The organism is Nocardioides sp. Root122 (genome assembly GCF_001425025.1).
GTDB lineage: Bacteria > Actinomycetota > Actinomycetes > Propionibacteriales > Nocardioidaceae > Nocardioides.
Window position 1 is genome coordinate 259,442 of sequence record NZ_LMDE01000010.1, and the last position, 11,771, is coordinate 271,212.

Annotated in this window: 11 protein-coding genes; 4 read left to right on the forward strand and 7 right to left on the reverse strand. The window is 72.3% G+C overall.

From position 1 onward, the window contains the following. Positions 1–214: 214 nt before the first annotated feature. Positions 215–604 carry a histidine kinase dimerization/phospho-acceptor domain-containing protein gene (locus ASC64_RS23155; RefSeq protein ID WP_442937964.1) on the forward strand — a complete coding sequence of 130 codons (390 nt, stop codon included), beginning with the start codon at positions 215–217 and terminating at the stop codon, positions 602–604. On the opposite strand, the gene glnA is transcribed toward ASC64_RS23155, so the two are convergent. Beyond that, positions 601–2,022: a type I glutamate--ammonia ligase gene (gene glnA / locus ASC64_RS10395; RefSeq protein ID WP_056907471.1), complete on the reverse strand. Its 1,422-nt coding sequence runs from the start codon at positions 2,020–2,022 to the stop codon at positions 601–603. The two genes, ASC64_RS23155 and glnA, sit on opposite strands and share 4 nt — an antisense overlap. A 372-nt stretch (positions 2,023–2,394) precedes the next feature. Here glnA and ASC64_RS10400 point away from each other — a divergent pair, with 372 nt between their 5' ends. After that, positions 2,395–2,790 carry an RDD family protein gene (locus tag ASC64_RS10400; RefSeq protein WP_056907472.1) on the forward strand — a complete coding sequence of 132 codons (396 nt, stop codon included), beginning with the start codon at positions 2,395–2,397 and terminating at the stop codon, positions 2,788–2,790. 1 nt (position 2,791) lies between these two features. Here ASC64_RS10400 and ASC64_RS10405 read toward each other — a convergent pair whose 3' ends face one another. The 3 genes from ASC64_RS10405 to ASC64_RS10415 all read right to left on the reverse strand — a co-directional run bounded on the left by ASC64_RS10405 (position 2,792) and on the right by ASC64_RS10415 (position 5,122). Next, positions 2,792–3,499 (reverse strand): DUF4191 domain-containing protein, encoded by a 708-nt coding sequence (locus ASC64_RS10405; protein ID WP_056907473.1) that lies wholly within the window; start codon positions 3,497–3,499, stop codon positions 2,792–2,794. A 52-nt stretch (positions 3,500–3,551) separates the two neighbouring features. Beyond that, positions 3,552–4,493, reverse strand: a complete 942-nt coding sequence (gene lipA / locus ASC64_RS10410; RefSeq protein WP_056907474.1) for a lipoyl synthase — start codon at positions 4,491–4,493, stop codon at positions 3,552–3,554. Between the two features lie 62 nt (positions 4,494–4,555). Further along, positions 4,556–5,122 (reverse strand): DUF4188 domain-containing protein, encoded by a 567-nt coding sequence (locus tag ASC64_RS10415; protein ID WP_082550369.1) that lies wholly within the window; start codon positions 5,120–5,122, stop codon positions 4,556–4,558. Positions 5,123–5,196: 74 nt separating this feature from the next. Between ASC64_RS10415 and ASC64_RS10420 the strand changes: the two genes are divergently transcribed. Next, the gene (locus ASC64_RS10420) at positions 5,197–5,835 is read left to right on the forward strand and encodes a MerR family transcriptional regulator (protein WP_056907475.1); all 639 of its coding nucleotides are present in this window, start codon (positions 5,197–5,199) and stop codon (positions 5,833–5,835) included. Between the two features lie 13 nt (positions 5,836–5,848). Here ASC64_RS10420 and lipB read toward each other — a convergent pair whose 3' ends face one another. Continuing rightward, on the reverse strand, positions 5,849–6,589 hold the full coding sequence (lipB, locus tag ASC64_RS10425) for a lipoyl(octanoyl) transferase LipB (RefSeq protein ID WP_056907476.1): 741 nt from the start codon (positions 6,587–6,589) through the stop codon (positions 5,849–5,851). A gap of 85 nt (positions 6,590–6,674) precedes the next feature. On the opposite strand from lipB, the gene ASC64_RS10430 reads away from it, so the two are divergent. Continuing rightward, entirely contained in the window at positions 6,675–7,211 is a 537-nt protein-coding gene (locus tag ASC64_RS10430) for a hypothetical protein (protein ID WP_156385123.1), read from the forward strand. A gap of 7 nt (positions 7,212–7,218) precedes the next feature. Here ASC64_RS10430 and ASC64_RS10435 read toward each other — a convergent pair whose 3' ends face one another. Both ASC64_RS10435 and ASC64_RS10440 read right to left on the reverse strand, forming a co-directional pair. Beyond that, on the reverse strand, positions 7,219–8,109 hold the full coding sequence (locus ASC64_RS10435) for a TIGR01777 family oxidoreductase (protein WP_056907478.1): 891 nt from the start codon (positions 8,107–8,109) through the stop codon (positions 7,219–7,221). 65 nt (positions 8,110–8,174) lie between these two features. After that, a complete protein-coding gene (locus ASC64_RS10440) occupies positions 8,175–11,687 on the reverse strand; it encodes an ATP-binding cassette domain-containing protein (protein WP_056907877.1) in 3,513 nt (1,170 codons plus the stop codon). Positions 11,688–11,771 lie beyond the last annotated feature (84 nt).

An 11,771-nucleotide genomic window follows, 5' to 3' on the forward strand; every position in this document is an offset into this window, starting at 1 on the left:
CGCCATCCGGGTGAGGTGCTGGCCAAGACCGCGATCGTGCAGAGTGTGTGGGACATGAAGTCGCTCGAGGTGCGTCGACCCCGGACGGACCAGTAACGATCCTGGTCGCCCAGAGTCTGGAACTGGTCAGTGAGTCGACTGCGATCGTCGGGGGGCTGCTCGCTGTGGGCTATCGCACGACGAGATCAGTCGCCTCGCCGAGACCATGAACGCCATGCTCAGCAGGTTGGACGCCGCCAGCGCCAGCCAGCGGCAGTTCGTGGCCGACGCCTCCCACGAGCTGCGCAGCCCGCTGGCCACCATTCGAGCTGTCCACGAGATCGCGGCGCTGCACCCGGGCACCCAGGACTGGGACGAGGCGAACCGTGAGGTCTTGGGCGAGCTGGACCGCGTCGACCGGCTCGTTGCCGACCTGGTGCTGCTTGCCCGAGCAGACGAACGCGGAACGCTGGCTCGCGAGCAGCCCATGCCGGCCGTGGGCCGCGCTGAGGCCGCAAACGAACGAGAAACGACCCCTGACGCTGGAAGACGTTGGAAGGTGTCTTCGCAGGTCAGGGGCCGTTCTCAGGCGCCTAGCCGGTGGGCGTCACCCACGCGGAACTAGATGTCGTAGTAGAGCTCGAACTCGTGGGGGTGCGGGCGCAGCTGGACCGGGGCGATCTCCTGGGTCCGCTTGAAGTGGATCCACGTCTCGATCAGGTCGTCGGTGAAGACACCGCCGGCCGTGAGGTAGTCGTGGTCCTCCTCCAGCGCGTCGAGCACGGCGCCGAGGCTGGTCGGCACCTGGTCGATCTCGGCCATCTCGTCCGGCGGCAGCTCGTAGATGTCCTTGTCGATCGGCGCGGCGGGCTCGATCTTGTTCTGCACGCCGTCGAGACCGGCGAGCATCAGGGCCGAGAAGGCGAGGTAGGGGTTCGCCGAGGGGTCGGGGAAGCGGGTCTCGACACGCTTGGCCTTGGGGTTCGCGCCCGTGATCGGGATGCGGACCGAGGCGGAGCGGTTGCGCGAGGAGTAGACCAGCGAGATCGGGGCCTCGTAGCCGGGCACCAGGCGGTGGTAGGAGTTCACCGTCGGGTTGGTGAAGGCCAGCAGCGACGGGGCGTGCGCCAGGATGCCGCCGATGTACCAGCGGGCCATGTCGGACAGGCCGGCGTAGCCGGTCTCGTCGAAGAACAGCGGCTCGCCGTCCTTCCACAGCGACTGGTGCACGTGCATGCCCGAGCCGTTGTCGCCGAAGATCGGCTTCGGCATGAAGGTGACGGACTTGCCCTGCTCCCACGCGGTGTTCTTGATGAGGTACTTGAACTTCATCACGTCGTCGGCCGCGCGCAGCAGCGTGTCGAAGCGGTAGTTGATCTCGGCCTGGCCGGCGGTGCCGACCTCGTGGTGGGCGCGCTCGACGAGCAGGCCGCACGCCTCGAGGTTCTTGACCATGTCGGCGCGCAGGTCGCTGTAGTGGTCGTAGGGCTCGACGGGGAAGTAGCCGCCCTTGAGGCGGGTCTTGTAGCCCTTGTTCTGGCCGTCGTCCTTGCCGGAGTTCCACCAGCCTTCGACGGAGTCGATGTGGTAGTAGCCCTCGTTGACGCCCGTGCTGTAGCGGACGTTGTCGAAGATGTAGAACTCGGCCTCGGGGGCGAAGTACGCGGTGTCCGCGATGCCGGTCGAGTCGAGGTACGCCAGCGCCTTGCGCGCGATGTTGCGCGGGTCGCGGCTGTAGGCCTCGCCGGTGATCGGGTCGTGGATGAAGAAGTTGACGTTGAGGGTCTTGGAGCGGCGGAACGGGTCGAGGTACGCCGTGGTCGGGTCCGGGAACAGCGACATGTCGGACTCGTTGATGGCCTGGAAGCCGCGGATGGAGGAACCGTCGAAGCCGAGGCCGTCGTCGAAGACGCTCTGGTCGAACGAGGACGCCGGCACCGTGAAGTGCTGCATCACGCCCGGCAGGTCGCAGAAGCGGACGTCGATCATCTCGACGCCCTCGTCCTTGACGAACTTGAGGAGCTCATCGGAGTTGTTGAACATTCGGTTCCTCCTTGACGGCGACCAGCGCGCGTCGAGTTGCAGCGTTCGGGAGCGGAGCCTCGTTGCACCGTGCCCCCACGCTAGAGGGGAGCAGTTTCCTGACCGTATCCCGATTGTTTCGGGCGTGTTACAGGTCGTCCGGGGAGTGGAGGGTCCGGACCCGCCCCAGGGGTGCGAAATCCACCCTTTGGGTTACTCGCGCGAAACCCCACGACGTTCTACCGTCGGTCACGACTCGGGTACTGGCCGACGGAGCTGTGGGGCGCGACGGCCGGGGTCCTCGTCGCCTGCGGGGGAGGCGACGGGGGCTGCGAGAGTCGGGCTCGAGCGGTCGGCCACGGCCGGCGTGCAGGAGCCACCTACGCTGGGCGCGTGCCACAGACCGACCCGACGTACGCGCCCGCCGACCTGACGCCCGCGACCTGGGGACGCCGCATCCTCGCGTTGGTCGTCGACTGGGTGGCCTGCCTGGCCGTGGTCGAGGGCCTGGTCGCCGTCGGAGTCTTTGCCGGCAACCCCAACGGACTCGGCACGATGGGGCTCTTCGTGGTCGAGTCGGCGTTCTTCACCGCACTCAAGGGCGGCTCGTTCGGCAAGCTGCTGACCGGCGTCCGGGTGGTGCGCCACGACGACCCGTCGCGGCCGGTCTCGCTGCTGCGGGCCGTGCTGCGGAGCGTGCTCGTCGCGCTGCTCGTCCCGCCGCTGCTCACCTTCGACGGTCGTGGCCTGCACGACCTCGCCGCGGGGACGCGGACGGTGGCGGTGTAGGTCAGCGGCCGCGCTGCTGGGAGCGCATGCCCTTCATCGAGGTCGGGACCGGGCCCTTGGGCAGCGGGAGCTTGCCGCGCTGGGCGTCGAGCGCCTTGAGGCGCTGGAGGATGTCGGTCATCTCGGCCGGCTTGACCGAGCGGCCGAGCTTCTGGACGTGGCGGACCAGCTTGGGCAGCGGCACCTCGCCCTCGCCCCGACCGGCGACGATCTCGTGGATCGGCACGCCGTGGGCGACGCGCTCGTGCTTCTTGCGCTCGGTGACGAGCAGCTGCTTCACGCGGCTGGGGCTCGAGCCCTCGCCGACCAGGACGATGCCGGGCGGACCCACGACGCGGTGCACGACGTCCTGCTGCTTGGTGAACCCGACGACCGGGTCGACCTTCCAGCCGCGGCGCAGCATCTGCAGCGCGCCCGCGGCGGCGGCCGGCTGGCCCTCCATCTGCTGGTAGGCGGCCCGCTGGGCGCGGCGGCCGAAGACCAGCAGCGCGCACAGCATGCCGATGAGCAGTGCGCCGACGATCGCGATGATCAGCGACAGCACGCCCGAGCCGGGCAGGAGCCACATCAGTCCGAAGCCGACGGCGGCGCCGAGCACGAAGACGCCCAGGATGATCAGGCCCAGGTGCGGGTCGGACCGCTTGGCCATCTGGTAGGTCTGCATGATCTGCGCGCGGCGCGACGTCGGCGTGGATTCGGGGGTCGACATGAGGTGGCCTTGTCCAGTGGATCCGGTGGTGGAGGAGGAAGGGTGGTGCGGGTCAGACGGCGGCAGCGGCGCGCGCGTCCATGGCCTGACCGTACAGCCGGCCAGCGCGGTAGGACGAGCGGACCAGCGGACCCGAGAGCGCTCCGGCGAAGCCGATCTCGTCGGCCTCGGCCTTGAGCTCCACGAACTCCTCGGGCTTCACCCACCGCTCGACGGGGTGGTGGCGCGGGGAGGGGCGGAGGTACTGGGTGATGGTGATCAGCTCGCAGCCGGCCTCGTGCAGGTCGCGCAGCGCCTGGCTGACCTCCTCGCGGGTCTCGCCCATGCCGAGGATCAGGTTCGACTTGGTGACCAGGCCGAAGTCCCGCGCCTGGGTGATCACGTCGAGCGAGCGGTCGTAGCGGAACGCCGGACGGATCCGCTTGAAGATCCGCGGGACGGTCTCGACGTTGTGCGCGAGCACCTCGGGGCGGCTCTCGAAGACCTCCTGGAGGAGGTCGGGCTTGCCGTTGAAGTCGGGGATCAGGTTCTCCACGCCGGTGCCGGGGTTGAGCTCGTGGATCGCTCGGACCGTCTCGGCGTAGAGCCAGGCGCCACCGTCAGGGAGGTCGTCGCGCGCGACGCCGGTGATGGTGGCGTACTTCAGCTCCATCTGCTGCACCGACTCTGCCACCCGGCGCGGCTCGTCGCGGTCGAGCGGCTGGGGCTTGCCGGTGTCGATCTGGCAGAAGTCGCAGCGGCGGGTGCACTGGTCGCCGCCGATGAGGAAGGTGGCCTCCCGGTCCTCCCAGCACTCGAAGATGTTGGGGCACCCGGCTGACTGGCAGACGGTGTGGAGGCCCTCGGACTTCACCAGGTTCTGCAGGGCGGTGTACTCCGGGCCCATCTTCGCCTTGGTCTTGATCCACTCCGGCTTGCGTTCGATCGGGGTCTCGGCGTTGCGGACCTCGAGTCGGAGGAGCTTGCGTCCTTCAGGGGCGGGAGCGGTCGTCACCCCGCCACTCTACGACCCGGCGCCGAGGGCCCCCAATCAGCCCCGACCGGTCTCCGTCCCGCTCAGGCGGGGGTCTCGACGTAGTCCGGCTGCGTGGTGTCGAGCCGCTGGTGGGCGCTCGTCAGGTGGCCCCGCCCGCGCTCCACCGAACCGACCGCGTTCGCCAGCCCGAAGGCGGGCATGTTGCCGTAGAGGCTCTCGACCCGGGCGCTCGGGACGACGTAGGTCTCGTGGAAGATCCCGACGTCGCCGGTCGCGGCCGCGCGCTTGTTGAAGGCGCCCCACGCGGGGGCGTGGGACATCGAGGCGTCTCGGGCGTAGGCACCGAGCTCCTCCGCGCTGCGCCAGTACTGGACGGTGAGGAAGACCCGTCCGGCCCAGAAGGTGTGGACGCCGAGCAGGCCGCGGTCCGCCTTCGCGAGCTCGCGGAGCATCCGGGGCATGCCGACGAACGAGGGCCACCAGCTGCGGACCCTGCGCAGGCGGTTGATGCGCATCCCGATGATGAAGACCACGACGTCGCCTGTCGGCGGGTCGGCGACGTACTGCCCGTCGCGCACGCCCTTCGGGGCGCGGCCGCGGGCGGAGGCATAGGCGCGGGGGACACGCCGGGAGACAGGTTCGGCCATGACGACTCCTTGGATAGTTATACTGTCTTCGACGACAGTGACACTATCCAACAGGCCGGTCAAGGGGTTGAGTCGTGCGGATCTCCGAGCTCTCGGAGCGGACCGGGGTGCCGGTGCCGACGATCAAGTACTACCTGCGGGAGGGGCTGCTGCCCGAGGGTGACAAGCGCACCCCGCGCCTGACGGAGTACGACGACCGGCACGTGCGCCGCCTCGGGCTGCTGCGTGTCCTGCGCGACGTGGGGGACGTACCGGTCGAGGGGCTGAAACGCCTGGTGGCCGCTGCGGAGACCCGGGGGACGGTGCACGACCTGTTCGCCGTCGCGGCCGACGCCCTCGCGCCCACGCCACCGGCTCCCGGGCCGGGACGGGCGGAGACGAGGGCGATGGCCGACGCGATCATCGCGCACGCGGGCTGGGACCGGGTCCGCGAGGACTCCGTCGACCGCGACAACCTCGCAGCGACGCTGGAGATGGTGGGCAGCTTCGACACCCACCCCCGCGACCCCGCCGAGATCGCGCCCTACGTCGCGATGGCCGACCGGCTCGCCCGGCACGAGATCGCCAACCTCGACGACCACAAGGACCGCGTCGGGCTGCTCGAGGAGATGATCGTGGGACAGGTGGTCTTCGCGAGCGTGCTCACCACGCTGCGCCGCCTCGCCGAGGAGCACCACTCGCACGAGCGGTTCGCCGAGGACCAGAGGGACTGACGTCCCGGCGGCGTCAGGCGCCGGGGCGCACCAGCTCGATGCGCGGTGCGCGGCCGGGCTCGGGTCGTGCCTCGTAGTCGGGCGTCGCCTCGTAGGGATCCCAGGCGAGGTACGTCGCCAGGTGGCGGCGCACGTCCGGCATCACGTCGGCGACGGTGACGTCGCGGCCGAGCTCCTCGCTGAGCGAGGTGACGCCCGCGTCGGCGATGCCGCACGGGACGAACCGGTCGTACCACCCCAGGTCGACGTCGCAGTTGAGGGCGAAGCCGTGCATCGTCACGCCCCGGCTGACCCGGATGCCGATCGCGGCGATCTTGCGCTCGGGGCCGCGCTCGTCGGCGCGCAGCCACACGCCGCTGCGACCCGGGACCCGCGCAGTGGTGACGCCGAGGTCGGCGCACACGGCGATCAGCGCCTCCTCCACCCGGCGTACATAGTCGACGACCTTCACGTGGTCGGGCAGCCTCACGATGGGGTAGCCCACCAGCTGGCCGGGGCCGTGGAAGGTGATCTTGCCGCCGCGGTCGACGTCGATGACGTCGGCGCCGCCCGGGTCGAGGGGGCGCTCGTGCGGGTCGGCGCGCTTGCCGGCGGTGAACACTGGCGGGTGCTCGAGCAGCAGGACCGTGTCGGAGCGGGTGCCGTCGACGACCGTCTCGTGCACGCGGCGCTGGAGCTCCCAGGCGGCGAGGTAGTCGACGGCGGCGTCGCCGAGACCGGCGACCTCGAACTCCAGCTCGTGCTCCAGCGGCATGCCACCGACCCTACGCCCACGCCTGACGGCCCGAGCCTGTGGATGGACGACGACGCGGTCCCGCGAGATCGGCGAGGGTGGCGGGGTGGATCCCCGACGCCTGCTCCCCGTCCTGGCCGCTGTCGCTGCCGCGTGCGTGGTGGCGACCCTCGTGGTCGGGGTGGCCCGCCCGGACCCTGCACCCGAGGTGCCGCGAGGCGCGTCCGCGGATCGGCGTACGACCTCAGGTGCGGCGGGCTCGGCCCCGGGGCCGGCAGCGGTGCTCGCGCAGTGGGACGGGCGCCGCGCTGCCGCCTGGGCGTCCGGCGACCCCGGGAGGCTGCGCCGCCTGTACGTCGCCGGCTCCCGCACCGCCGACGCCGACGTGCGGCTGCTGCGCCACTACGTCTCCCGGGGGCTGCGGGTGGAGGGCCTGACGACGCAGGTGCTCGCGCTCGAGGTGGTGCGGCGCTCGTCGCGACGGCTCGTGCTCGACGTGACCGACCGGGTCTCCGGAGGCGCTGCGGTCGGCGGGCCGACGCCGGTCGCGCTGCCTGCCGACCGCGCCTCGTCGCGACGCGTGGTGCTCGTCCGGCCGGGGGAGCGGTGGCTGGTGGCCGAGGTGCTCGGCCGGACGGGGTGAGCGCCGGTCAGGCCAGCGCGGAGGCCAGCACCTCGCGGACGTCCTCGTCCTCGAAGTCGTAGCCCGCCCGCTCGAGAGCCGCCGGGCGCGCGTTGACCGAGCCGAGCAGCTCGGAGGCCAGGTCGCCCGCGGCGACCTTGAGCACCGGCGCCGGGGCGGCGAGGAACGCCTTGCGGCCCACGGCCTTGGCCAGCGCGTGGGTGAACTCCGCGTTGGTGGGCGTCGTCGGGCAGCACAGGTTGAACGCCCCGCTGACGTCGCGCGACACCAGCAGGTAGCTCACCGCACCGATCCAGTCGCGCAGCGAGATCATCGGGAAGTACTGCTCGCCCGAGCCCAGCCGCGCACCCAATCCGGCCTTGAACAGCAGCCTCAGCTGCTTGAGCGGCGGCGAGGTGCGGTCCATCACCGGGGCGGTGCGCAGGATGCACACGCGGGCGCCTGCCTCGCGCGCCGGCTCGGTCGCGGCGGCCCATTCGCGGGTGACTCCGGTGAGGAACGCGTCGCCGAGGCTGTCGGAGTCCTCGGTGACCGGGGCGCTGCCGTGGTCGCCGTACCAGCCGATGCCGTTGCCGGCGATGAACGCCGGTGGCCGCTCCGCGGCGGCGATGGTGCGGGCGAGCAGGCCGGTCGTCGACACCCGGCTCTCGCGCACCTCGGTTGCCCACCTGTCGGAGTGCGGGTTGCCGGCGATGCTCGCCCCGGCCAGGTTGACCACGGCGTCGGCACGGCCGACCACCTCGGCGTCGACCTCCCCGGCACGCGGGTCCCACCGCGACTCCTGGGCCGAGGCCGGGTCGCGGCGCACGAGCGCGGTGACCTCGTGGCCGTGCACCCGGAGGTGCTCGGTCAGGTGGGTGCCGAGGAAACCCGACGCTCCGGCAATCACGACACGCATGGGACCACCCAACCATGCGCACCAAGCAGCACGACGCCGACGGGGTGGGGAGGCGTGGGGACGGGTCAGCCGGCCAGGTGGCCCCACCGCGAGGACAGCTCGTCCCACGGCCCCTGGTCGACCACCCGACCCGCGTCGAGCACGACGACCCGGTCGGCCTGGGCGAGCGCGGCGGCCTTGCTCGTCGCGCCGATCACGGTGGCGCCCCGCGAGCGCAGGGCCTCCCACAGCTCGATCTCGGTGGCCGCGTCGAGCGCGGACGACACGTCGTCGGCGAGCAGAACGTCGGCCTCGGTGGCGAGGGCCCTCGCCAGGGCGAGCCGCTGCACCTGGCCGCCGGAGAGGCGTACGCCGCGGTGCCCCACCAGCGAGTCGGGACCGCCGGCCTCGCGGACGTCGCGACCCATGCGCGCGGCCTCGAGCGAGGGCATCACCGGTCGCGTCGGGTGGTCGAGCCCGACGTTGCCGGTGAAGCTGCCCGACAGCACGCGCGGCACCTGGGCGACGTGGGCCACCCGGGCGGGACGCAGGTCGGACTGCGCGTCGTCGACGAGGTGGTCGTTCCACCGGATCTCGCCGGTCGTGCTGACCAGCCCGGCGAGGGCGCCGAGCAGGCTGGACTTCCCCGACCCGACCTGGCCGAGCAGGAGGAGCAGCTCGCCCGCGCGGACCTCGAGGTCGACCTCCTGGACGCCGAGGGTGCCGTCGTCGTGGACCGCGGCGAGGTCGCGCAGGGCGAGCGTGCGCAGCGGGTCGGGCTCGGGGCGGGCCGGTGCCGACGCGGTGCCGGCCACCAGGTCCATGCCGCCGGGCAGCTCCATCAGGTCGCCGCCGCCGGCCAGGGCGCTGGTGGCGTGCATCCACGCGCGCGTGCCCGGCGCCTCGGTGACGACGGCGCCGGCGACCCGGCCGAACCAGTCGAAGCCGCTGACCGCGTTGGCCACGAGCAGTGCGGTGGCCAGCTCCCACCGGCCCGTGAGCAGGCCGGCCCAGGCCGCCACCACGCCGCACTGGACCATCACGACGGGGACGCCGTCCAGCAGCGACTGCACCCGGTGCTCACGCACCGCGGCGTCGACACGCCCGCCGTCGACCTCGCGGAGGTGCCGGTGGAGGTGGGGCGTGGCTGCGGCGAGCTTGACGGTGCGGATGGACTCGAGCGTGGAGACCAGCGATTGCCCGAACCGCGCACGCGCCGACGACGACGCAGCCGCCGAGCGGCCGGCGACGCGGCGACCGAGGGAGGAGGCCAGCGCGGAGGCGACCATCACCGTGAGCAGCACGGCGCCGGCCAGCCACGTTCCGGCGATCATCGCGGTCAGGGCGGCGACGAGCAGACCGTTGACGAAGTCGACCCAGCGATCGGTGTAGCGCGCGATGCGGTCGGCGTCCATGGCGCGGGCCACCACCTCGCCCGGAGGCGTACGGACGAGGCGGTGCTGGTCGGTCTGACCGGCGAGCACCGCCGCCCGGACGCGCATCCGGACCTCGACCCACCAGTGCGGGTAGGTCCAGAACGCCTGCGAGAGCAGCAGCGGGCCGATCATCAGCGAGGCGACCAGGGCGAGCGCCATCAGCCCCGGCGTCTCGCCCCGCTGGAGACCCGTGACGACGTGGCCCCACACGAACCCGGTGACCGCGCCATAGGCGCCGGTGATGGAGGCGAGGAGGAACAGCACGGCGCCGAGGAGGCCCCACTCGGGCTTGAGCCGGATGCAGTGCCACACCTGCCGCATCAGGCCGAGCGGCGGCTCGACGTGGGGTGCCGGCGGGGCAGTGGTGCTGCGGCGCACGGTGCCGATCGCAGCGTCGGTGTGGTGCTCCTCGACGGCGACCTCGTGGGCGGTTGCCTCGAGCAGGCGACGGAACGGTCCGTCCGCCGTGGCGAGGTGCGCGCGGGTGCCCTGCTGCACGACCCGGCCGGACTCGAGCACGGCCACCTGCTCGGCGCGCTCGGTGGTGGAGAGACGGTGGGCGACGAGGATGCCGGTGCGGCCGCGGATCAGTCGGTCGGCGGCGCGCACGACGCGTGCCTCGGTGACGGGGTCCATCCGGGCGGTGGCCTCGTCGAGCACGACGACGCTGACGTCGCGCACCAGCAGGCGGGCGAACGCCACCAGCTGCTCCTCGCCGGCCGAGAGGCTGGTGCCGCCGGGACCGAGCAGGGTGTCGAGCCCCTCGGGCAACCCGGCGACCCAGTCGGTCAGGCCGAGCTCGTCGACGGCCGCCTCGACCTGGCTGCGGGGCGCGCCCCCGAAGAGCGTGATGTTGTCGGCCAGGCTGCCGGCGAGGACCTCGGTGCGCTGGGTGACCACGCCGACGGCGGCACGCAGCTGCTGCAGGTCGAGGTCGCAGACGTCGGTGCCGCCGAGGAAGACCGTGCCGCGCGGCGGCTCGACCGCACGGGAGAGCAGCGAGGCGAGCGTCGACTTGCCCGAGCCGGTGCGTCCGACGAGCGCGCAGGTGTGCCCCGCGGCGACGGTCAGGTCGACGTCGCGGAGGGCGAAGGTGCCGGTGCCGTAGGAGAAGGCCAGGTGACGGAACTCCACGTCGAGCGGACCGTGCGGCAGCGACGCACCGCCGACGGGCTCGGCGGGGACGGCGAGCATCCCCCGCAGGCGCAGCACCGCGCCCATGCCCTCCTGCAGGTCGGGCAGGTGGCGCGCGAGCATGTCGACCTGGCCGACGAACATCGTGGTGACGAGGAACAGCGTCACGAGCCGTGCGGTGGACAGGTCGCCGTGGAGGACCAGCGCGATTCCGATCAGCCCGGTGGCGGCCAGCACGGCGTGGAGCAGGCTGCCGCTGCGGCGGGTGACGCTGACCTCGATGGCCAGCACCCGGCGCAGGCGGCGGTGGATCTCGGCGGCCAGCTCGGCGTTGCGGCGGAGCACGTGGGGCTGGCCGAGGGACGTGCGGACGTCGTCGCGGGCGGCGATGCCCTCCTCGGTCGAGGCGGCGTGGTCGGTCCAGGCGGCCTCCTCCAGCACCTTGCGCTCGGCGATCTGGGGGAGCAGGTGGCGGATGAAGACCCACACCGCGACCCCGCACAGCGGGAACAGGACGGCGGACGGCCACCACGTCAGGCCGGCGACGAGCCACAGCGGTCCGGTGGACAGGACGGTGCGGATCGCCATCCACACGCCCCAGCGCATCAGCTGGCCGACCTCCCACGTGTCGTCGTCGATGCGGTCGAGCACCTCACCGACGGCCTGCTCCGAGAGCTCGGAGAGGGGCTGCGCCATCGCGGCGTCGATCAGGTCGGCGCGCAGCTGGCCCTCGGCGCGGTCGACGACCACGCCCCAGATGGTGCGCGCGGCGGTGTCGACGACGGCCCCGCCGACGACGCACAGCGCGAGCGTGGTCACCAGGTCCGACGTCGGTGAGTCGGCCAGGCGGCCGGCGACCACCGTGCCCAGGGACGCGGCGACCGCACCGACGAGCGCCAGTGCGAGGCAGAGGATCGTCAGTGGACGACGGACGCGGTGCCAGTCGACCGGGACCCGTCCGGGAGGCGGAGCGGGTGACGGATCGATGTGTGCCGCGGAGGTGTGCGCGGTGAGGTCTGTGGCAGTCACGGTGGTCCCCACCGTAGACGTCGGGTCCGACGCCCCGCCTCCGGTTTTCGTGTGGTGCGGGGCACCTCGCCGTACGCCTCCCGG